This is a genomic window from Ramlibacter sp. MMS24-I3-19 (genome assembly GCF_050320135.1).
In the GTDB taxonomy this organism is placed as follows: Bacteria; Pseudomonadota; Gammaproteobacteria; order Burkholderiales; family Burkholderiaceae_C; genus Ramlibacter.
This window is the reverse complement of the sequence record NZ_CP190017.1, coordinates 1,808,504-1,828,261: the sequence shown is the minus strand read 5'-3', so window position 1 is coordinate 1,828,261 and position 19,758 is coordinate 1,808,504. Positions and strand designations below refer to the sequence as shown.

21 protein-coding genes and 1 pseudogene are annotated in these 19,758 nt (G+C 68.7%); 12 read left to right on the top strand and 10 right to left on the bottom strand.

Annotation, left to right across the window (positions count from 1 at the left end; all coding sequences use genetic code 11):
• Positions 1-36: 36 nt before the first annotated feature.
• The 6 genes from ACPWT1_RS09145 to ACPWT1_RS09120 all read left to right on the top strand — a co-directional run bounded on the left by ACPWT1_RS09145 (position 37) and on the right by ACPWT1_RS09120 (position 6,394).
• Positions 37-765, top strand: coding sequence for a FadR/GntR family transcriptional regulator (locus ACPWT1_RS09145; protein ID WP_427915059.1), 729 nt, complete (start codon positions 37-39; stop codon positions 763-765).
• A 29-nt stretch (positions 766-794) separates the two neighbouring features.
• On the top strand, positions 795-1,772 hold the full coding sequence (locus tag ACPWT1_RS09140) for a sialic acid TRAP transporter substrate-binding protein SiaP (RefSeq protein ID WP_427915058.1): 978 nt from the start codon (positions 795-797) through the stop codon (positions 1,770-1,772).
• Between the two features lie 83 nt (positions 1,773-1,855).
• Complete coding sequence (locus tag ACPWT1_RS09135; protein WP_427915528.1) at positions 1,856-2,395, top strand: TRAP transporter small permease; 540 nt, start codon at positions 1,856-1,858, stop codon at positions 2,393-2,395.
• 14 nt (positions 2,396-2,409) lie between these two features.
• Positions 2,410-3,804 carry a TRAP transporter large permease gene (locus ACPWT1_RS09130; RefSeq protein WP_427915057.1) on the top strand — a complete coding sequence of 465 codons (1,395 nt, stop codon included), beginning with the start codon at positions 2,410-2,412 and terminating at the stop codon, positions 3,802-3,804.
• On the top strand, positions 3,804-5,330 hold the full coding sequence (locus ACPWT1_RS09125) for a UxaA family hydrolase (protein WP_427915056.1): 1,527 nt from the start codon (positions 3,804-3,806) through the stop codon (positions 5,328-5,330). The genes ACPWT1_RS09130 and ACPWT1_RS09125 overlap by 1 nt, the downstream gene beginning before the upstream one ends.
• Complete coding sequence (locus ACPWT1_RS09120) at positions 5,330-6,394, top strand: malate/lactate/ureidoglycolate dehydrogenase (protein WP_427915055.1); 1,065 nt, start codon at positions 5,330-5,332, stop codon at positions 6,392-6,394. Before ACPWT1_RS09125 ends, ACPWT1_RS09120 begins: the two co-directional genes overlap by 1 nt.
• Here ACPWT1_RS09120 and pdeM read toward each other — a convergent pair whose 3' ends face one another.
• The 6 genes from pdeM to ACPWT1_RS09090 all read right to left on the bottom strand — a co-directional run bounded on the left by pdeM (position 6,395) and on the right by ACPWT1_RS09090 (position 11,928).
• A complete protein-coding gene (gene pdeM, locus ACPWT1_RS09115) occupies positions 6,395-7,081 on the bottom strand; it encodes a ligase-associated DNA damage response endonuclease PdeM (protein WP_427915054.1) in 687 nt (228 codons plus the stop codon).
• 47 nt (positions 7,082-7,128) lie between these two features.
• Complete coding sequence (gene slmA, locus ACPWT1_RS09110) at positions 7,129-7,788, bottom strand: nucleoid occlusion factor SlmA (protein ID WP_427915053.1); 660 nt, start codon at positions 7,786-7,788, stop codon at positions 7,129-7,131.
• 103 nt (positions 7,789-7,891) lie between these two features.
• Positions 7,892-9,292, bottom strand: coding sequence for a sensor histidine kinase (locus tag ACPWT1_RS09105; protein WP_427915527.1), 1,401 nt, complete (start codon positions 9,290-9,292; stop codon positions 7,892-7,894).
• A 47-nt stretch (positions 9,293-9,339) separates the two neighbouring features.
• Positions 9,340-10,041, bottom strand: a complete 702-nt coding sequence (locus tag ACPWT1_RS09100) for a response regulator (protein WP_427915052.1) — start codon at positions 10,039-10,041, stop codon at positions 9,340-9,342.
• 13 nt (positions 10,042-10,054) lie between these two features.
• Positions 10,055-10,945, bottom strand: a complete 891-nt coding sequence (gene argB, locus ACPWT1_RS09095; RefSeq protein WP_427915051.1) for an acetylglutamate kinase — start codon at positions 10,943-10,945, stop codon at positions 10,055-10,057.
• Positions 10,946-10,998: 53 nt separating this feature from the next.
• The gene (locus tag ACPWT1_RS09090) at positions 10,999-11,928 is read right to left on the bottom strand and encodes an NAD-dependent epimerase/dehydratase family protein (RefSeq protein ID WP_427915050.1); all 930 of its coding nucleotides are present in this window, start codon (positions 11,926-11,928) and stop codon (positions 10,999-11,001) included.
• Positions 11,929-11,974: 46 nt separating this feature from the next.
• Between ACPWT1_RS09090 and ACPWT1_RS09085 the strand changes: the two genes are divergently transcribed.
• Positions 11,975-13,027, top strand: coding sequence for a CDP-6-deoxy-delta-3,4-glucoseen reductase (locus tag ACPWT1_RS09085; RefSeq protein ID WP_427915049.1), 1,053 nt, complete (start codon positions 11,975-11,977; stop codon positions 13,025-13,027).
• Positions 13,028-13,045: 18 nt separating this feature from the next.
• Here ACPWT1_RS09085 and ACPWT1_RS09080 read toward each other — a convergent pair whose 3' ends face one another.
• On the bottom strand, positions 13,046-14,032 hold the full coding sequence (locus ACPWT1_RS09080) for an NAD(P)-dependent oxidoreductase (protein ID WP_427915048.1): 987 nt from the start codon (positions 14,030-14,032) through the stop codon (positions 13,046-13,048).
• Between the two features lie 109 nt (positions 14,033-14,141).
• Here ACPWT1_RS09080 and galU point away from each other — a divergent pair, with 109 nt between their 5' ends.
• Positions 14,142-15,029 (top strand): UTP--glucose-1-phosphate uridylyltransferase GalU, encoded by an 888-nt coding sequence (galU, locus tag ACPWT1_RS09075; RefSeq protein WP_427915047.1) that lies wholly within the window; start codon positions 14,142-14,144, stop codon positions 15,027-15,029.
• A gap of 15 nt (positions 15,030-15,044) precedes the next feature.
• On the opposite strand, the gene ACPWT1_RS09070 is transcribed toward galU, so the two are convergent.
• Entirely contained in the window at positions 15,045-15,272 is a 228-nt protein-coding gene (locus ACPWT1_RS09070; RefSeq protein WP_427915046.1) for a sulfurtransferase TusA family protein, read from the bottom strand.
• Positions 15,273-15,536: 264 nt separating this feature from the next.
• On the opposite strand from ACPWT1_RS09070, the gene rpmB reads away from it, so the two are divergent.
• The 4 genes from rpmB (at position 15,537) to ACPWT1_RS09050 (ending at position 17,074) form a co-directional block, all read left to right on the top strand.
• Complete coding sequence (rpmB, locus tag ACPWT1_RS09065) at positions 15,537-15,770, top strand: 50S ribosomal protein L28 (protein ID WP_427915045.1); 234 nt, start codon at positions 15,537-15,539, stop codon at positions 15,768-15,770.
• Between the two features lie 21 nt (positions 15,771-15,791).
• The gene (gene rpmG / locus ACPWT1_RS09060) at positions 15,792-15,962 is read left to right on the top strand and encodes a 50S ribosomal protein L33 (RefSeq protein WP_340060315.1); all 171 of its coding nucleotides are present in this window, start codon (positions 15,792-15,794) and stop codon (positions 15,960-15,962) included.
• A gap of 99 nt (positions 15,963-16,061) precedes the next feature.
• Positions 16,062-16,556 carry a RidA family protein gene (locus ACPWT1_RS09055; RefSeq protein WP_427915044.1) on the top strand — a complete coding sequence of 165 codons (495 nt, stop codon included), beginning with the start codon at positions 16,062-16,064 and terminating at the stop codon, positions 16,554-16,556.
• 74 nt (positions 16,557-16,630) lie between these two features.
• Entirely contained in the window at positions 16,631-17,074 is a 444-nt protein-coding gene (locus tag ACPWT1_RS09050) for a DUF3597 domain-containing protein (protein WP_427915043.1), read from the top strand.
• 53 nt (positions 17,075-17,127) lie between these two features.
• Here ACPWT1_RS09050 and ACPWT1_RS09045 read toward each other — a convergent pair whose 3' ends face one another.
• Both ACPWT1_RS09045 and ACPWT1_RS09040 read right to left on the bottom strand, forming a co-directional pair.
• Positions 17,128-18,342: a DesA family fatty acid desaturase gene (locus ACPWT1_RS09045; RefSeq protein WP_427915042.1), complete on the bottom strand. Its 1,215-nt coding sequence runs from the start codon at positions 18,340-18,342 to the stop codon at positions 17,128-17,130.
• Positions 18,343-18,485: 143 nt separating this feature from the next.
• A pseudogene (locus tag ACPWT1_RS09040) lies at positions 18,486-19,755 on the bottom strand (RsmB/NOP family class I SAM-dependent RNA methyltransferase).
• Positions 19,756-19,758: the final 3 nt, after the last annotated feature.

The window sequence follows — 19,758 nt, the reverse complement described above, 5'->3', positions numbered from 1 at the left end:
TCAGCGTAACCCCTAGCTTCCGGCCCTAGCCGCCCCATGCCTCTCCAAGCCGTCGAATCGCAACGCCTGTACCGGCAGATCGCCGAGCAGCTGCGCGGGCTGATCACGGCTGGCGAGTTCGCGACGGGCAGCCGCCTGCCGGCCGAACGCGACCTGGCGCGCCAGCTGGGCGTGAGCCGGCCCTCGGTGCGCGAGGCGCTGATCGCGCTGGAGGTCGAAGGCTGGGTCGAGGTGCGCGTGGGCTCCGGCGTGTACATCCGGCCGCAGGTGCAGGGCAACGGCCATGCGCGACCGAGCAGCGGCCACGCCGCCGGGCCTGCCGAATGGGGACCCCTCGAATTGATGCGCGCCCGCGAGTTGGTCGAGGGCGAGGTCGCCGCACTGGCGGCGCGCCACGCGCGCAAGGCGCAGATCGCCACCATGGCCGGCGCGCTCGAACGCATGCAGGAGGATGCCGACGCCGGCGTGGTGCCGCGCGAAGGCGACGAGTTGTTCCATGAAGCGATCGCGCAGGCCTGCGGCAACGAGGTGCTGCGCGACACCGTGGTCGGCTACTGGCAGGCGCGCAGCGGCCCGCTGTTCGCGCGGATGAGCGACCACTTCGAGAACCCGCCGTCGTGGAATGCGGCGTTGGTCGAGCACCAGGCCGTGCTGGACGCGATCCGCGAGCACGACGCGCAGGCCGCGCGCGCCGCGATGCACCACCACCTGCAGCGCGCCTACACCCGATACAGCGCGAGCTGGCGCCGCGCCAACAGTTCCTGACGCCAGAACCACCAATGAAGGAGACATCGATGCACAAACGCCTCACCCTCAAGCTGCTCGCCGCCTGCGCGCTGGCCGCCACCGCGGCCGCCCCGGCGTTCGCGCAGACCAAGCTGAAGTGGGCCCACGTCTACGAGACCTCGGAGCCGTTCCACAAGTGGTCGGTCTGGGCCGGCGACGAGATCAAGAAGCGCACCAACGGCCGCTACGAGGTGCAGGTGTTCCCGGCCTCCACGCTCGGCAAGGAATCGGACATCAACCAGGGCCTGCAGCTGGGCACCGTGGACATCGTCCTCACCGGCGCCAGCTTCGCCGCGCGCAGCTACCCGCCGCTGGCCATCTCGTACTTCCCGTTCGTCTTCCGGGACGCAGAGCACCAGTTCAAGTACGCCAAGAGCGACGTCTTCAAGGACCTCGCGTCCGGCTACGACAAGGCCAGCGGCAACCACATCACCGCGATGACCTACTACGGCGCGCGCCACGTCACCAGCAACCGCCCGATCGCCAAGCCCGAGGACATGAAGGGCCTGAAGATCCGCGTGCCCGACGCGCCGGCCTACCTGGCGTTCCCCAAGGCGCTGGGCGCCAACCCGACCCCGATCGCGTTCGCCGAGGTCTACCTCGCCCTGCAGAACGGCACGGTCGAGGCGCAGGAGAACCCGCTGCCGACGATCGAGGCCAAGAAGTTCTACGAAGTGCAGAAGAACATCTCGCTCACCGGCCACATCGTCGACTCGCTGCTGACGGTGGTGTCCGGCTCCACCTGGGGCAAGCTGTCCGACGCCGACAAGAAGATCTTCTCCGACGTGATGACGGAAGCGGCCGAGAAGGCCGGCCGCGACATCGTCGCCTCCGAAACGCGCCTGACCGACGAATTCAAGAAGAAGGGCCTCAACGTGATCACGGTCGACAAGAAGGCCTTCGCCCAGGCCGTGCTCAAGGCGACCAAGCCGGCCGACCAGGGCTACCGCCAGGCCGACTACGACAAGATCCAGGCGATCAAGTGATGCAGGCGCCCTCCACGAGCACCACGGCGGCGGCGGGCGCCGCCTCCTCCATCCCCGCGGACCCGCTGGCGGGTCCCAAGGTGATGGGCGACGATGGCGAGTTCCACGCCCAGGACGAGGCCGTGGATCTCAGCGGCACCCCGCCCGAAGCCTGGCTCGCACTGGGCTTCTTCTGGCTGCTGGGACTGACGGTCTTCTACCAGTTCTTCACCCGCTACGTGATGAACGACTCGGCCTCCTGGACCGAGGAAATCGCGCGCTACCTGCTCATCGCCACCGTGTTCATCGGTGCGGTGGTCGGCGTGGCCAAGAACAACCACATCCAGGTGGACTTCTTCTACCGCCACATGCCCGCCGCGATGTGTCGCTGGCTGGCAAGGCTGGTCGACGTGCTGCGCATCCTGTTCTTCGGCGCGACCGTCATCCTCACCGTGCAGATGATGCTCAAGCTCGGCAACGCCCGCATGACCATCATCGACCTGCCGATGAACCTGGTGTACGGCGTCTGCCTGATCGGTTTCTGCGCGATGCTGCTTCGCTCGGTGTGGGTGATGCGCGTGCACCTGCAGCGCGGCTACACCGTGCTGGAACGCCCCGAATCCACGATGGAGGACCGGGGCTGACCCCCGGGATAGCCTTGCTCAAAGTCGTTTTCCTGTTCCTGATGGCCGGCGGCCTGCCGGTGGCCATCGCGATGGCCGGTGCGTCGCTGATCTACCTGCTGTGGGCCCAGACCACGCCGCCCTTCGTGGTGATCCACCGCATGGTGAGCGGCATCGACAGCTTCCCGCTGCTGGCGGTGCCGTTCTTCATCCTCGCCGGCAACCTGATGAACAACGCCGGCATCACCAACCGCATCTACAACTTCGCGCTGGCCTTGGTGGGCTGGCTCAAGGGCGGTCTCGGCCATGTCAACGTGCTCGGCTCGGTGGTGTTCGCCGGCATGAGCGGCGCCGCCATCGCGGACGCCGCCGGCCTGGGCACGATCGAGATCAAGGCCATGAAGGACCACGGCTACGACATCGAGTTCGCGGTCGGCGTCACCGCGGCCTCGGCGACGCTGGGCCCGATCATCCCGCCCTCGCTGCCGTTCGTGATCTACGGGATGATGGCCAACGTCAGCGTGGGCGCGCTGTTCCTCGCGGGCATCCTGCCGGGCGCGTTGATGGCCATCCTCATGATGCTGACGGTGGCTTACTACGCGCACAAGAACGGCTGGGGCGCGGACATCAAGTTCGAATGGCCTCGCGTGCTCAAGGCGCTGGGCGAACTTGCGGTCGTGATCGGCTGGCCCACCCTGCTGTGGCTGCTCGTGGCCAAGCTCGGCCTGCCGGCGCAGGCCACCGTGCTGACCGGCCTGGTGCTGCTGTTCGCGGCGGACAGGATGTTCAAGTTCCAGGCGGTGCTGCCGATCATGACGCCCGTCCTGCTGATCGGCGGCATGACCACCGGCCTGTTCACGCCGACCGAAGGCGCCATCGCGGCCTGCCTCTGGGCCATGGTGCTGGGGCTGTTCTGGTACCGCACCATGAGCTGGGCGTTGTTCGTCAAGGTCTGCCTCGATACCGTGGAGACCACGGCGACGGTGCTGTTCATCGTGGCGGCCGCCAGCATCTTCGGCTGGATGCTGACCGCGACCGGCGTCACGGCAGCCATTTCCGAGTGGGTGCTGGCGTTCACCAAGGACCCCTGGGTGTTCCTGCTGCTGGCCAACCTGCTGATGCTGTTCGTGGGCTGCTTCCTGGAGCCGACCGCCGCCATCACCATCCTCGTGCCGATCCTGGTGCCGATCTGCCAGCAACTGGGCATCGACCTGGTCCACTTCGGACTGGTGATGGTGCTGAACCTGATGATCGGCCTGCTGCACCCGCCCATGGGCATGGTGCTGTTCGTGCTCGCCCGCGTGGCCAGGCTGTCGGTCGAGCGCACCACGGTGGCGATCCTGCCCTGGCTCGTGCCGCTGCTGGGTTCACTCGTCGTCATCACCTACTTCCCGAAACTGGTGCTCTGGTTGCCCAAGCTGTTCTTCTGATGACCCCCTTCATCCGCCTCCATCCCAACGACGATGTCCTGATCGCGCGCGCCCAGCTGGTGGGCGGCGCGGTCGTCGACGGCGTCACCCTGCGCGGCCTGGTGCCGCCCGGCCACAAGGTGGCCACGCGTGCGATCGCGACCGGCGAGCCGGTGCGGCGCTACAACCAGATCATCGGGTTCGCGAGCAAGCCGATCGAGGCCGGCGAGCACGTGCACACGCACAACCTCTGGATGGGACCGGAAGGCGGCGCCTTCGAGCGCGACTACGCCTTCGGCGCCGACGTGAAGCCCGAGCCGGTGCGCCAGCAGGCCACCTTCATGGGCATCAAGCGCGCCGACGGCCGCGTGGCGACGCGCAACTACATCGGCGTGCTCTCCAGCGTGAACTGCTCGGCGACGGCGGCGCGTGCCATCGCCGACCACTTCTCGCGCCAGACCAACCCGGCGGCGCTGGCCGACTACCCGCACATCGACGGCGTGGTGGCGCTCACGCACGGCACCGGCTGCGGCATGGATACCGAAGGCCTGGGCATGCACATCCTGGAGCGCACGCTTGCCGGCTATGCCACGCATGCAAACTTCTGGGGCGTGATCGTGGTCGGCCTCGGCTGCGAGGCCAACCAGATCAATGCCTGGCTCGCGCATTCGAGCCTGCGCGAAGGCGAAACGCTGCGCGTGTTCAACATCCAGGACACCGGCGGCACGCGCAAGACCGTGGAGCGCGGCATCGCGCTCGTGAAGGAGATGCTGCCGCAGGCCAACCGCGTGCGGCGCGAGCCCTGCAGCGCCGAGCACATCACCATCGGCCTGCAGTGCGGCGGTTCCGACGGCTACTCGGGCATCAGCGCCAACCCGGCGCTCGGCGCGGCGGTCGACCTGCTGGTGGCCCATGGCGGCACCGCCATTCTGTCGGAGACGCCCGAGATCTACGGCGCCGAGCACCTGCTGACGCGGCGCGCCGTGAAGCGCGAAGTCGGCGAGAAGCTCGTGTCGCGCATCAAGTGGTGGGAGCACTACACGAAGGTCAACGAAGGCGAGATGAACAACAACCCGTCGCCCGGCAACAAGGCCGGCGGGCTGACCACCATCCTCGAGAAATCGCTGGGCGCGGTGGCCAAGGGCGGGACCACCAACCTGCAGGCGGTGTACGAATACGCCGAGCCGGTGACGGCGCATGGCTTCGTCTACATGGACACGCCGGGCTACGACCCGGTCAGCGCCACGGGCCAGGTGGCCGGCGGCGCCAACATGATCTGCTTCACGACCGGCCGCGGCTCGGCGTACGGCTGTGCGCCTTCGCCGTCGCTCAAGCTCGCCACCAACTCGGCGCTGTGGCAGCGGCAGGAGGAGGACATGGACATCAACTGCGGCGAGGTCATCGACGGCACGTCGTCGGTGCAGGAGATGGGCGAGCGCATCTTCCGGCTGGTGCTCGCCACCGCGTCGGGCGAGGCGAGCAAGAGCGAGAAGCACGGCTACGGACAGAACGAGTTCGTGCCGTGGCAGGTCGGGGCGGTGATGTGATGGCGGCGGGAATCACGATCCAGGCGCCGGAGCTGCAGGCGCGCATCGCGGCCATCCTGCGCAAGGCGGGCAGTTCGACGGAGGAAGCCGAAGCCGTCGCGGCCAACCTCGTGCTGGCCAATCTCTCGGGCCACGATTCGCACGGCGTGGGCATGGTGCCGCGCTATGTCGATGCGGTGCTCGAGGGCGGCCTCAAGCCCAACACCTCGGCTCGCGTGACGCTGGATACCGGAGCGCTCCTTGCCCTCGACGGCCAGCGCGGCTACGGCCAGGTCGTCGGCGTGCAGGCGATGGAACTGGCGATCACCCGCGCGAAAGACGTGGGCAGCTGCGTCATGGCCCTGGGCCAGGCGCACCACCTCGGCCGCATCGGCCACTTCGCCGAGATGGCGGTGGCGCAGGGCCTCGTCTCGATCCACTTCGTCAACGTGCTGTCGCGGCCGGTGGTCGCGCCCTGGCACGGTGGCGACGGCCGCTTCGGCACCAACCCCTGCTGCATCGGCGTGCCGCTGCAAGCACGCGAGCCCTTCGTGCTCGACTTCGCGACCAGCCGCGTCGCGCAGGGGAAGATGCGCGTGGCGCACAACGCCGGCAAGCGCGCCGAACCCGGGACCTTGATCGACGAGGACGGCCGGCCGACCACGGATCCCGGCGTCGTCGTGGTGCCGCAGCCCAAGGGCGGCTTCGGCGCGCTGATGACGTTCGGCGAGCACAAGGGCTATGGCCTGGCCGTCGCGTGCGAGCTGCTGGGCGGCGCGCTCACCGGCGGCGGCACCTGGCACCGTCCCGCGGACCAGGCACGCTCGGTCTACAACGGCATGCTGGCGATCGTCATCGACCCGCAGCGGCTGGGCACGGCCGACACCTTCACGCGTGAGGCGCTCGAGTTCGTCGACTGGCTGCAGAAGAGCCCGCCCGGACCCGGCACCGACGGCGTGCTGCTGGCCGGGGATCCCGAACGGAAGGCCCGCGAAGAGCGCCGGCGCGATGGCATCGCGATCGATGCCGCGACCTGGGGCGAGATCGGCGCGGCCGCAGCGAAGGTCGGACTTCCCGCGGCCTGATCAGGCGACGGTCGCGGCGGGCAGCGCCCGCACGTGGCCGTCGGCGATCGCATAGAGCCGGTCGCCTTCGCGGCGATCGATCGGATGCATGCCCGTGAAGCTGCCGAACGCAGGCAGCACGCCCACGGCGTGTGCACCCGGCTGTCCGCTGTCGTCCCCGAACCAGAAGCACGGCAGCCGCAGGTGGTCGTAGGCGCGGCCACGCACGCTGACGCAGGGATGCCAGTGGCCCGCCAGCACGTAGGCGCCCGGCACCGGCCGCGGGTGGTGGCACAACGCGAAGTCGCCGACGCGCAGCGGCTCGTCGACCACGGCGATGCCGAGGCTCGGCGGCGGATCACCCGCTCGCTCGTCATGGTTGCCGCGCACCAGGGTCAGGTCCACGTGCGCGTGCAGCTGGCGCCACTCCGCCAGCGCCTGCAGCGTCTCGCGCGCATGCGACCGCGCCGAATGCAGGAAATCGCCGAGGAACACGACGCGGCGCGCGGACGTCTCGGCGATCGCCTTGGTCAGGTCGTGCAGCGTGGCGGTGGTCGTGGCCTCCGGCACGGGCACGCCCAGCTTGCGATAGCTCACCGCCTTGCCGAAGTGGGCGTCGGCGACCAGCAGGGCACCGGTCGCAGGCAGCAGCAGCGCACCGCTGGCGTGCAGCAGCGCCTCGTGGCCGGCCAGGGAAATGCGCAACATCGGAGAAGAACGATCCGGCGCGGGCCGGATCGCGTGCGAAGCAAGGACTAGAGCATGCAGGCCAGGCTGGCCTCGAGGTGCTCGGAGGGGCTGCGGCGGAAGCCGGAGCGCGCGAAGCGCTGCAGGCGGCCAACCAGGAAGGCGGTGAGCATGGAGGCGCGCACCTGCGCATCGACGCTGGGCGTGGCCGAGCCGTCGGTCTCGGCGACGCCGCGCAGGCACTGCTTGAGCGTGGCCTCGATCTTGTCGAAGAACTGGTTCATGCGCTGCTGCAGGCGCTCGTTCTCGTAGACCAGCGCGTCGCCGACCATCACGCGCGTCATGCCGGGGTTCTTCTCGGCGAACTGCACCAGCATCCCGGCGATGCGGCTGGCCTGGCGACGTCCGGCCCCGCCCGCGTCGTCGGTGCCAGCGTCGCGCTCGAGGATCTGGTTGACCAGGGTGAACACGCTCTGCTCGATGAACTCGATCAGGCCTTCGAACATCTGCGCCTTGCTGGCGAAGTGGCGGTACAACGCCGCCTCGCTGACGTCCAGCCGCGCGGCCAGCGCGGCGGTGGTGATCCGTTCGGCGCCGGGCTGCTCCAGCATCATCGCCAGCGCCTGCAGGATCTGCACCCGCCGCTCGCCCGGCTTGGGACGCTTGCGGGCGGGCGCCGTCTCGAGGGCGGCGGCAGAGGCGGAGGTGCTGAGGTCGGCGTCGGACATGGGCACGTTGAATGGATGGGTTTGGTTCATTCTCGCACACGGATGGGCAGCCACCGTTGGCTTGAAGCCACGCAAATGCGCGGCCCAACGCCCAAGTAGGTGCTTACAACGCGGCCATCGTCGGCGCCGGTTCGAGCAGCACGGACAGCCGCAGCCCGCGCCCGTGGAGGCCTCCCTGCAACACCAGCTGGCTGTGGTGCACGCGCGCGATCTCCTGGGCGATGGCCAGGCCCAGGCCGTTGCCCTCGCCGCCCGTGCCCTGCACCCGGTAGAACCGCTCCAGGACCCGGGCGCGTTCGTCGACCGGGATGCCGGGGCCGTCGTCCTCGACTTCGAGCAGCGCCCTCTCGCCGACCAGCCCGCAGCGGATGGTCACGGTGCCGCCCGCGGGCGTGTACTTCACGGCGTTGTCCACCACGTTGGACAGCAGTTCGCGCAGCAGCCAGTCGTGGCCGAGCACCTGCACCGGCTGCGCGTCCAGGCCCAAGTCGATGTGCTTGGCACTGGCCGCATCGAGGTGCGTGCCCAGCATGTCCTCGCACAGCGCCTTCAGGTCGACCCGCTGCTGCGGCTGGTTCTGCATCGTGCGCGCATCGGCGCGCGACAGGGCCAGCAGCTGGTTGGCCAGCTGCGAGGTGCGGCGCGTGGCGCCGCGCAGCTTGTTCACCTGCTCGGCCTGCAGCTGGAGCGTGGACCCGGGCTGGTGGCCGTCAACGGCCTGCGCCCAGGCCTCCACCTGGGCCTGCAGGCCGGCGAGCGGCGTGCGCAGCTGGTGCGCCGCATCCGCGACGAACCGCCGCTGGCTCTCGGCGTGCGCGTTGACCATCCCGAACAGCCGGTTGAGCGATTGCACCAGCGGCCGCACCTCCTCGGGCGAGCGGCTGTCGTCGAAGGCACTCAGGTCGCGCGGCGAGCGACGCTCCACCGCTTCCTTCAGCGCGAGCAGCGGCGCGAGCGCGCGCTCCACCGCCCAGCCCACCGCGAACGCCGCGGCGCCGATCAGGATGAGGTTGGGCAGCAGGACCTTGTAGAGGATGGAACGCGCCCATTGCTGGCGCGAGTCGGAGCCATCGGCCAGGGCCACCATCACCTCGCCCAGGACCGTCTGCTGCCGCTGCCGCACGATGCGCCAGGTGGTGCCCCGGTTCTCCTCGGTGTGGAATTCGGGCTCGGGCGAGGTGGGCGCGAGGGCAGCCGCCAGCCACGGTTCGCCGGCGAGCAGGTGGCCGTCCGGGTCGGCGATGGCGAAGACGGCCGAGCCGTTGTGGTCCTTGAGGAATTCCGCCAGCGCGGGTGCCAGCAGCATCACGGGCGGATCGCCGGCATGGGGCGCCTCGCCGATGACGGAATCGGCAAGCAGCGGCACCAGGGCTGCGAGCCGACGGTCCTGCTGCTCGGCCACGTTGTCGGCGGAGCGGTAGTCGAACCAGGCGTTGAGCAGCGCCAGCACCACCAGCGGCAGCAGCAGCATCACCAGCAGCCGGCGGCGCAGCCCCGAGAGCATGCGGCCCGCGGCGGGCGCCCTGCCCCCGCGGGCCGGCAGGAAGCGCATCACGGCTGCAGCGCGCCCTGCAGTTCGAGCCGGTAGCCAAAGCCCCGGATCGAGCGCAGCGCCACGCCGTGCGGCTCCAGCTTGCCGCGCAGGCGCGAGATGTAGACCTCGACGGCGTTGGGCGTGATCTCCTTGTCCCAGCCGGTGAGGGCCTGCAGCAGCTTTTCCTTGCTGGCCGGCTTGGGCGCGTGGATCAGGAGGTACTCGAGGACGGTCCATTCGCGCGGACCCAGCTCGATCGGTGTGCGCTGTTCGTCGTGCACGGCGCTGGCCCGGCGGTTGGCCGTATCGAGTTCCACCGGCCCGAAGCTGAGCACCGCGCTGGTGGCGGCCTGCGATCGGCGCAGCAGCGCACGCAGGCGCGCCAGCAACTCCGGCAGCTCGAACGGCTTGACCATGTAGTCGTCGGCGCCGAGGTCCAGGCCCTGCACCCGGTCCTGCAGCGCGTCGCGCGCGGTGAGGATCAGCACCGGCATCTTGCGACTGGCCATGTCGGGCCGGCGCAGGCGTCGCGTGAGCTCCAGGCCGTCCATCTGCGGCAGGCCGATGTCGATGATGGCGGCGTCGAACACCTCGCTGCGCAGCACCTCCTCGGCGCGCTCGCCGGTGCCGACCCAGTCCACCGCGTAGCCCGCGCCCGAGAGGCCCAGCTTGATGCCGCTGGCCACCATCACATCGTCTTCGACGAGGAGAAGACGCACTGCCGGACCGCCCTTATCTCGACCGGATCATGGTCCCGTACGCCTGCTCGGTGAGGATCTCGAGCAGCATCGAATGCGGCACGCGGCCGTCGATGATGTGGACCGAATTGACGCCGCTGCGCGCTGCGTCGAGCGCACCGCTGATCTTGGGCAGCATGCCGCCGGAGATGGTGCCGTCGGCGAACAGGCCGTCGATCTCCTGCGCGCTCAGGTCCGTGAGCAGCTTGCCCTGCTTGTCCAGCACGCCCGGCGTGTTCGTCAGCAGCACCAGCTTCTCGGCCTTGAGCACGGTGGCCAGCTTGCCGGCGACGACGTCGGCGTTGATGTTGTAGCTCTCGTTGGCCTCGCCGAAGCCGATCGGGCTGATGACGGGGATGAACTGGTCGTCCTGCAGCGCCTTCACCACGGAGGGGTCGATCTCCACGATGTCGCCGACCTGGCCCACGTCGTGCTCCTTGGTCGGGTCCTTGCTGTCGATCATCTTCAGCTTGCGCGCGCGGATCAGGCCCCCGTCGCGCCCGGTGAGGCCCACCGCCTTGCCGCCGGCCTGGTTGATCAGGCCCACGATGTCCTGCTGCACCTCGCCGGCCAGCACCCATTCGACGACTTCCATGGTCTCGGCGTCGGTGACGCGCATGCCCTGGATGAACTCGCCCTTCTTGCCCAGGCGGTTCAGGGCCTGCTCGATCTGCGGGCCGCCGCCGTGCACCACGACAGGGTTCATGCCGACCAGCTTGAGCAGCACGATGTCCTCGGCGAAGTCGGCCTGCAGCTCGGGATCGGTCATGGCGTTGCCGCCGTACTTGATCACCATGGTCTTGCCATGGAACTTGCGGATGTAGGGGAGTGCCTGGGCGAGGATCTCGGCCTTGTCGCGCGGCGCGATCTGGAGGATGTCGGTCATGGGCGGCGGGAGGGGAGCCCTAAATTGTGCCTCACGGCCCCTGGCGCCCCGGGTCAGCCCCCGCGCAGTCCCGCCGCGACGGTGGGGTACCGCAGCCGCACGCGCAGTTCGTGTTTCAGGCGGGAGTTGTCCAGGCGGCGCGATTCGCTCATGAAGCTCAGGAGCACGAGCGGTAGCGCGTCCTGCGCCGTGCTGCGCGCCACGCGAGGGGGCCGCGGCAGTCCGTACAGGTCGGCCGCCAGGTCGAAGTAGTCGCCCATCTTCAACTCGGTGTCGTCGCTCGCATGCACGACGCGCTGCGACCGTCCATGCCACAGCGCAGCCACGATGGCACGCGCGAGGTCGTCGGCGTGGATGTGGTTGGTGTACACGTCCTCCTCGCTGCGCAGCACCGGCGTGCCGCGCAGCAGCCGCTCGCGCGGCGTGCCGCCGTCGCGGTCCGGCGCGTAGATGCCGGGGATGCGCAGGATGCTCGCGCGCGCGCCGGTGACACGGCCGAAGTGCCGCACGGCGGCTTCGGCATCGACGCGCCGCTGCGCACGCGGCGTGCGGGGCGCAACGGGCCGCCACTCGCTGATCCGCTCACCGCCGCAATCGCCGTACACGCCGCTCGTGGACCCGTACACGAGCGAGGCCGGCGGGCTGCGCAGCAGCAGCGCACGCAGCAAGGCACTGGTGCGCGTGTCACGCCACCACTGCGCCTGCGGTTCAGTGGGCGGTGGCGCGAGGTGCACGACATGCGTCGCGATGCCCGCCAGCCGGGCCAGCGTCGAGGGCCGGTCGAGGTTGCCCGGCAAGGGCGTGATGCCCTGTGCACGCAGTGCATCGACCCGCGAGGGTGACGAGGTCAGGGCCATCAGGCGCACGCGTCCGCGCAGCTGGCGTGCCGTGCGCAGGCCCACGTCGCCGCATCCGACGATCAGGACGCGCGCTCGACGGAAGCGGGCCGGCGGTGCGCCGAGAGGGCTCTGGTTTGAAGGCAAAATCGCGTCTGTTCGAGTGACGACGTCCCATCGAGGATACCCAAACATGACCACCGCCCCGGCCGCCGCAGGCCCGTTCCAGGTGACCGTGCAGCCCAGCGGCAGGACCTTCAGCGCGAATGCCGACGAGGCACTGCTGGCCGCCGCCATCCGCCAGGGCATCGGGCTGCCGTACGGCTGCAAGGACGGCGCATGCGGCTCGTGCAAGTGCAGGAAGCTCGAGGGCACGGTGACGCACCGCGCGCATCAGAGCAAGGCGCTGTCGGCCGAGGAAGAGGCCAACGGCTACGTGCTCACCTGCAGTGCCGTGGCGCACTCCGACGTGGTGCTCGAGTCGCGGCAGGTCACCGACGAGAGCGCGTTCCCGATCAAGAAGATGCCGTCGCGCGTGCTGTCGCTCGAGAAGAAGTCGCACGACGTGATGGTGGTGAAGCTGCAGCTGCCTGCCAACGACACGCTGCGCTACCACGCGGGGCAGTACGTCGAATTCATCCTGCGCGACGCATCCCGTCGCTCGTATTCGATGGCCAACGCGCCGCACAACGGGCCGGGGGTCGAGCTCCACATCCGCCACATGCCCGGCGGCAAGTTCACCGACCATGTGTTCGGCGCGATGAAGGAGAAGGAGATCCTGCGGGTCGAAGGCCCGTACGGCAGCTTCTTCCTGCGCGAGGACTCCGACAAGCCGATGGTGCTGCTGGCCTCCGGCACCGGCTTCGCCCCGATCAAGGCGCTGATCGAGCACATGCAGTTCAAAGGCATCTCGCGGCCGGCGGTGCTGTATTGGGGCGGCCGTCGCCCGCACGACCTGTACATGGACGACTGGGTGCGCGCGAAATGCGCCGAGATGGGCCAGCTGACCTACGTGCCCGTGATCTCCAACGCGCTTCCCGAGGATGACTGGACCGGCCGCACGGGCTTCGTGCACAAGGCGGTGCTGGAGGACTTCCCGGACCTGTCGGGCCACCAGGTCTATGCCTGCGGTGCGCCGATCGTGGTGGATTCAGCGCGTGAAGAGTACTCCGCGGTCGCCGGCCTGCCGCCGGAGGAGTTCTACGCCGACGCCTTCACCACCGAGGCCGACAAGCATCGCGACTGAGACGCCACAGGGCGCGGGCTAGATCAGCGCGGAGCGGTGCCCGTCGAGATCCATCATCCCCGTGGGCATCGGCTCGAAGACCCCGTGCGGGGGCGCGGTCAGCGACTCGTGCAGGCGATGCGCCACGTACCAGCTGGAACGCTGGCGCGCCTCGCGCGTCTGCGTGCCCAGCCTGGGGGTGAGGAACAGGTTGTGGGCGTCGTGCAGCGGCGAGCCGCGCGAGGCGAAACCGGCTTCGGCGCCGTCGAGCAGCGCGGCCTCGATGCGCCCGTCGCCCAAGGCGCGCGCGAACGCCTGGACATCGAACACCTGCGAGCGGCTGATGCCCACCCACACCTGGCCGGGCTTGCAGTGCGCCAGCAGCTTGTCGTTGAAGAAACCCTGGTAGCGCGACGCGTAGATCACCTGCACCGAGACCGCGTCCGCATGGGCCAGCACTTCCTGGGCGCTCACCGGCTGGATGTTCAGCCGCTGCCAGATGGGCGCGGTGTGGTGCACGGCAGGGTCGTAGCCGATCAATTTGGCGCCCAGGCCGTGCAGCATGCCGGCCAGCGTGTGCGCCGACGCAGCCAGGCCGAAGATGCCGACCACGCTGTTGGCCAGTTCGCGGCCGACGCGCACCTCGGCCTTGCGATCGCCGTTGAGGGCCGAGCCGATGCCGCGGCGGTAGAGCAGCAGGATGCTGGCCAGCAGGTATTCGGCGTTGGAGCGCACGTTGGCGGTGCTGGCATGGATGACCCGCACGTTGCGCTCTCGGCAGGCCTCCAGGTCGGTGTTGTCGGTGCCCACGTGCAGCCGGGCCACGGCGGTCAGGCGTGGCGCGAAGTCCAGGAACTCCTTGGTGACCACGGCCTTGCGCGGCAGCACCAGGGCACGGGCGTTGTACATGGTCCTGCGCAGCAGGCTGGGGTCGTCGGCAAGCTCGGGCCGCACCTCGACCGAGTGCCGCTCCTTCAGCCAGCTCTGCGCCTCGGGCACGAGGCGATCGACCAGTAAGATGTCCACTGCAGTGAATGCGCCGTTGTCCGACAGGAAGATCAGCCGCTGCAACCGCGATGAGGCAGCAGCGCGTGAAAAACTGCCCGGACTTTAACCACAACGCATTCACCAGTCGATGAAAAACGTCACAAGGATCAACAAGGCAGTCTTCCCGGTGGCTGGACTGGGGACCCGGTTCCTGCCGGCCACCAAGGCACAGCCGAAGGAGATGCTGCCGGTTGTGGACAAGCCTCTGATCCAGTACGCGGTCGAGGAAGCCTATGGCGCCGGCATCCGGCACATGATCTTCGTCACCGGGCGGAACAAGCGCGCCATCGAGGACCACTTCGACACCGCGTACGAGCTCGAGAGCGAGCTCGAGGCCCATGGCAAGAAGGAACTGCTGGCCCTGGTGCGTTCGCTGGCGCCCGAGGACATGTTCTGCTCCTTCGTCCGCCAGCCCCGCGCCCTCGGTCTCGGCCACGCCGTGCTGTGCGCCCAGCCGCTCGTCAACGACGAGCCGTTCGCCGTGCTGCTGGCCGATGACCTGATGTGCGGGCCGGATGGCGGCCCGTCCGTGCTGGGCCAGATGGTCGAGCAGTTCGCGAAGACCCAGACCTGCATCCTGGCCGTGCAGGAAGTGCCGCGCGACCACGTGAAGCGCTATGGCATCGTGGCAGGCCAGCCCGCGGGCGAGCGCCTCACCAAGGTGGAGAAGATGGTCGAGAAGCCCAATCCGGACCAGGCGCCTTCGCGCATGGGCGTGGCTGGGCGCTACATCCTCACGCCGGGCGTGTTCGACATGATCCGCAACAACCCTCGTGGCGCCGGTGGCGAGATCCAGTTGACCGATGGCATCGCGCGCCTGATGACCACGGAAGGCGTGCACGCGTACCTGTACCAGGGCCGCCGCTACGACTGCGGCAGCAAGCAGGGCTTCCTGGAAGCCACGGTCGACTTCGCGCTCAAGCACGACGAAGTCGGGCCGGAATTCCGCGAATACCTGAAGTCGGTGAAGTTCTGACCGGGCTGCGCCGCCTCAGCGGCGGCGCAGCACGTGGATCAACTCGTCGCCCACCTGCTGCTGCTCGACCAGCTCGTTGCCGGTCTGCCTGGCGAAGGCCTGGAAGTCGCGCAGCGACCCCGGGTCGGTGGCCACCACCTTCAGCAACTGCCCGCTAGCGAGGTCGCTCAGCGCCTTCTTGGCCCGCAGGATGGGCAGGGGGCAGTTCAGCCCCCGGGTGTCGATTTCCTTGTCGATGTGCATGGCCGGCCCGGTGGATCCGAAATTCTAGGGCCGCCGTGCATGCCCGAACGCTGGGCTTGGGGTGCGCTCGACCGGTCCATCGCGGGCCGGCTATAATGGTTGGCTTTGCTGCGCGCGCCTGGGAAGGCTGCGGGGCATGAGCTGGCCACTTTCGTGTGGCCGCAGGGTTACCGCCACCCCACTTGGCGAGGTGAGGCAGGTCGCGAGGCCGGGTCGATTCCGACCTGACCGTCCAGTGACCGCCGTTGATTGATGGAGTGCTCCATGGCACGCGTCTGCGAAGTGACGGGCAAGGGCCCGATGGTCGGGAACAACGTTTCCCACGCCAACAACAAGACCAAGCGCCGGTTCGAAGTGAACCTGCAATACCGCCGTTTCTGGGTCGAGAGCGAGAACCGCTGGGTGCGTCTGCGCATTTCCAATGCCGGCCTGCGCCTGATCGACAAGAACGGCATCGAAGCCGTGCTGGCGGACCTGCGCGCCCGCGACCAGGCTTAACCCCCGCGAAGGAGCAGCACCATGGCAAGCAAAGGCGGACGCGAGAAGATCAAGCTGGAGTCCTCGGCGGGCACCGGCCATTTCTACACGACCAGCAAGAACAAGAAGACGATGCCCGAGAAGATGTCGATCATGAAGTTCGACCCGAAGGCTCGCAAGCACGTCGAGTACAAAGAGACCAAGTTGAAGTGACACAGGCGCGCTTCGCGCGCCGCATCGCTTCATCCTCGCGCAAGCGGGGATCCAGGAGGCCCGCTGTCGCGGGCCTTTTTCTTTTGGCATGCTCCTCCCATGACGACCCGCACCCAGCGCCTGCAACAGGCCATCGCCGACACCGGCCACACGTTCCAGGGCCCGATCCTGGGCGGCGGCGACTATGTGCCGGTGGTCCACGACGGGGACGTCGCGTACGTGAGCGGGCAGGTCCCGCGCGTGGGCAGGAAAGTCGTGGTCACCGGTCGCGTCGGCGGGTCGGTCACGCTCGCCGAAGCGCAGCAGGCGGCGCGCATCTGCGCCATCCGCGGCCTGCTCCTGCTGCAGGCGCAGCTGGGCGACCTGGACCGCATCGCACGCGTGCTGCGAGTCGGCGTCTACGTGCAGTCGGCGGCGACCTTCACCCAGCAGAGCGAAGTGGCGGACGCGGCCTCGGCGCTGCTCAAGACCGTCCTTGGCGATGCCGGCGCCCACACGCGCACCTCGGTCGGCGTGTACCAGCTGCCCAAGGATGCTTCGGTCGAAATCGAGATGACCGTGCGCACGCGCCCGACGGCCTCGGGAACGGCCTGAACGCGCCGTTCTCCGACACCGGGCGCGCGGCCCGCTGTCGAGGATGGATGGCACATCCATCCAAAGGAGAACGCATGAGCATCCTCTCGTCCATCTTCGGCAAGATCCTGCATCGCGGCGAATCGCAGCCGCAGGCAACGACCACCACAGCTGCGCCGGCGCCCCAGCAAGTCACGCCGCAGGCGGGGCCTGCTTCCGTTGCCGGCGCAGTAGCGCCGGCCTCGCCCGCACCCGCGATGCCGGCCGCGCCGGTACAGCAACCCGTCGATGTCGAGGCGGTGCTGAACGGCATGGCGAAGAACAACCCGCAGAAGCTGAACTGGCGCACGTCCATCGTGGACCTGATGAAGCTGCTGGACCTGGACAGCAGCCTGCAGGCGCGCAAGCAGCTGGCCGACGAACTGCACTACACCGGCGACAAGAATGACTCGGCCAGCATGAACATCTGGCTGCACAAGCAGGTGATGCAGAAGCTGGCCGCCAACGGGGGCAAGGTGCCTGCCGACCTCAAGGACTGAGCACCAATGAAAAAGGCCCCGATCGGGGCCTTTCGTCTCGCGGCAGCAGCCGGTCAGGCGTGCGCGGCGCGCAGGCGCAGCGAGAACTGCCGCAGCGCCTCGATGCCGCTCTCCTCGGCGCGGTGGCACCACGCCTGCAGGTCGGCCGCGAGCTGCTCGCGCGAGTGCGAGGTGTTCATCCACATCTGGCGCAGTTCCTCGCGCATGGTAACCATCTGGTCCAGCACCGGGTGCGCGGCGCGGGCCTGTTGCAGGTGCACGCGAGCGGCCGCCGGCACCTTGTCGTCGTCGCGGTGCAGCCAGCGCTTGGCGGCGCGCAGCGGCGACAGGTCGGCCTGCTTCGCCTTGAGCCCGGCGATCTCGTCCTTGCACACGCGACGCATCTCGCGCGCGTAGCCGGCCATCACCTCGTAGCGGTGCGCGATGAGCGCCTCCAGCGTCTTCTCGTCGGCCACCGGCTTGATGGCACCCAGGCGCAGCTTCGGCGGCACCTTCTTGACCTTGGCCCAGCCGATGCGCTGCATCAGCGAGATGTAGACCCAGCCGATGTCGAACTCGTACTTCTTGACCGAGAACTTGGCCGAGGTCGGGTAGGTGTGGTGGTTGTTGTGCAGTTCCTCGCCGCCGATGATCAGGCCCCAGGGCGAGATGTTGGTGCTGGCGTCAGGCGCCTCGAAGTTGCGGTAGCCCCAGTAGTGGCCGATGCCGTTGATGATGCCGGCCGCCGTGATCGGGATCCACAGCATCTGGACCGCCCACACGGTGAGTCCCAGGGCACCGAACAGCGCAAGGTTCAGCACCAGCATCAGGCCCACGCCCTGCCAGCTGTAGCGCGAATACAGGTTGCGCTCGATCCAGTCATTCGGCGTGCCGTGGCCGAACTTGGAGATGGTCTCCTTGTTCTTCGCTTCGGCGCGGTACAGCTCGGCGCCGCGCCAGAACACCGTGTCGATGCCGCGCGTCTGCGGGCTGTGCGGATCGTCTTCGGTCTCGCACTTGGCGTGGTGCTTGCGGTGGATGGCGACCCACTCCTTGGTGACCATGCCGGTGCCGATCCACAGCCAGAAGCGGAAGAAGTGCGACGGGATGGGCCCGAGGTCCATGGCGCGGTGCGCCTGGGTGCGGTGCAGGAAGATCGTGACCGACGCGATCGTGATGTGCGTGGTCACCAGCGTGTACAGGACGATCTGCCACCAGGACAGGTTCCAGAGGCCGTTGGCCAGCCAGTCGGTGGCCGCGTACAGGACGGCCGAGTCAGGAAGCAGCATACGTTCGGGATCTCTTTCGCATCGGGCACGGCGGGACACCGTCAACCCATCCGATTGATTTTAGGGCTTGGGGTTCCCGAACGGCAGCTTTTCGTGTTACTGGCGCGTTCGCCTGCGAGGAACTTGCCTTTTGTTGAGATCCGTCAACTCCGTTGCCATGCCGCCGCGAAGAATCCGTCCGTTCCGTGTCGATGCGGCCACAGCCGCAGGAACTCCTCCCCACTCTCCCCGCCGCTGGTGAGCCCGCTCGGGTCGACCTTGGCGTCGCGCAGGATCTGCGCGACCGGCAGCGGACGGAACTCCGCCATCTCGGCCGTGAAGCCGAGGGCGATCGCCTCGTTCTCGGCCTGCAGCAGGCTGCACGTGGCGTAGACCAGCCGGCCGCCGGGCTTCAGCAGCCGCGCTGCACTGCGCAGGATCGCGGCCTGCTTCACGGTCATCTCGGCCACGGCCATCGGGCGACTGGCGCCACTTCAGGTCGGGATTGCGCCGCAACGTGCCCAGGCCCGTGCACGGCGCATCGACGATCACGCGGTCGATCTTGCCGGCGAGCCGCTTGATGCGGTCGTCGCGCTCGTGCGCGATGGCGGCCGGATGCACGTTGCTGAGCTTGCTGCGCGCCAGCCGCGGCTTCAGCGCGTCGAGCCGGTGCGCCGACACGTCGAACGCATACAGCCTGCCGGTGTTGCGCATGGCCGCGCCGATCGCCAGCGTCTTGCCACCAGCCCCGGCACAGAAGTCGACCACCATCTCGCCGCGCTTGGCGTCCAGCAGCAACGCCAGCAACTGCGAGCCCTCGTCCTGCACCTCGATCGCGCCGCGCGCGAAAGCGTCCAGCTTCGTCAGCGGCGGCTTGTCGGCCAGGCGCAGGCCCCAGGGTGAATGCGGCGTGGGCTGGGCCTGGATGCCGGCGAGCGCGAGTTCCTGGCGCACCTCGTCGCGCTTGTCCGTGAGCACATTGACACGCAGGTCCAGCGGCGCCGGCTGGTTCAGGCTTTCCGCCAGGGCCCAGAACTCGTCGCCCAGCTGCTCCTTCAGTGGCGTCGCCAGCCAGTCCGGCAGGTTGTGCCGGTGCCGCTCGAGCAGGTCGCGCGGATCGATGGCATCGCATTGCGCGAGCCAGTCCTTCTCCTGCGGCGTGAGTGCGGCAGCCAGGAAGTCGCGCGGCCCGTGGAATCCCAGGATGGCGAGCCGGCGCGCCCTGGGACCGCTGCCCGAAGGGGCGAGATGGTCGAACAACAGCTTGCGACGCAGCACCGTGTAGACAGTCTCGGCCAGCGTTGCCCGTTCGCGCGGACCGAGTGCGCGGTGCTCGCGGAAGTACCGCGAGACCACGCTGTCCGCAGGATGGTCCAGCCGCAGCACCTGCTGCAGCAGGTCGGTGCAGGCTTCCAGCAATGCCTTGGGATGCATGCC

Coding starts and splice junctions, on each gene's coding strand:
- ACPWT1_RS09145 (WP_427915059.1), top strand. CDS start 37: ATGCCTCTCCAAGCCGTCGAATCGCAACGCCTGTACCGGCAGATCGCC.
- ACPWT1_RS09140 (WP_427915058.1), top strand. CDS start 795: ATGCACAAACGCCTCACCCTCAAGCTGCTCGCCGCCTGCGCGCTGGCC.
- ACPWT1_RS09135 (WP_427915528.1), top strand. CDS start 1,856: ATGGGCGACGATGGCGAGTTCCACGCCCAGGACGAGGCCGTGGATCTC.
- ACPWT1_RS09125 (WP_427915056.1), top strand. CDS start 3,804: ATGACCCCCTTCATCCGCCTCCATCCCAACGACGATGTCCTGATCGCG.
- ACPWT1_RS09120 (WP_427915055.1), top strand. CDS start 5,330: ATGGCGGCGGGAATCACGATCCAGGCGCCGGAGCTGCAGGCGCGCATC.
- pdeM (WP_427915054.1), bottom strand. CDS start 7,081: ATGTTGCGCATTTCCCTGGCCGGCCACGAGGCGCTGCTGCACGCCAGC.
- slmA (WP_427915053.1), bottom strand. CDS start 7,788: ATGTCCGACGCCGACCTCAGCACCTCCGCCTCTGCCGCCGCCCTCGAG.
- ACPWT1_RS09105 (WP_427915527.1), bottom strand. CDS start 9,292: ATGCTCTCGGGGCTGCGCCGCCGGCTGCTGGTGATGCTGCTGCTGCCG.
- argB (WP_427915051.1), bottom strand. CDS start 10,945: ATGACCGACATCCTCCAGATCGCGCCGCGCGACAAGGCCGAGATCCTC.
- ACPWT1_RS09085 (WP_427915049.1), top strand. CDS start 11,975: ATGACCACCGCCCCGGCCGCCGCAGGCCCGTTCCAGGTGACCGTGCAG.
- galU (WP_427915047.1), top strand. CDS start 14,142: ATGAAAAACGTCACAAGGATCAACAAGGCAGTCTTCCCGGTGGCTGGA.
- ACPWT1_RS09070 (WP_427915046.1), bottom strand. CDS start 15,272: ATGCACATCGACAAGGAAATCGACACCCGGGGGCTGAACTGCCCCCTG.
- rpmB (WP_427915045.1), top strand. CDS start 15,537: ATGGCACGCGTCTGCGAAGTGACGGGCAAGGGCCCGATGGTCGGGAAC.
- rpmG (WP_340060315.1), top strand. CDS start 15,792: ATGGCAAGCAAAGGCGGACGCGAGAAGATCAAGCTGGAGTCCTCGGCG.
- ACPWT1_RS09055 (WP_427915044.1), top strand. CDS start 16,062: ATGACGACCCGCACCCAGCGCCTGCAACAGGCCATCGCCGACACCGGC.
- ACPWT1_RS09050 (WP_427915043.1), top strand. CDS start 16,631: ATGAGCATCCTCTCGTCCATCTTCGGCAAGATCCTGCATCGCGGCGAA.
- ACPWT1_RS09045 (WP_427915042.1), bottom strand. CDS start 18,342: ATGCTGCTTCCTGACTCGGCCGTCCTGTACGCGGCCACCGACTGGCTG.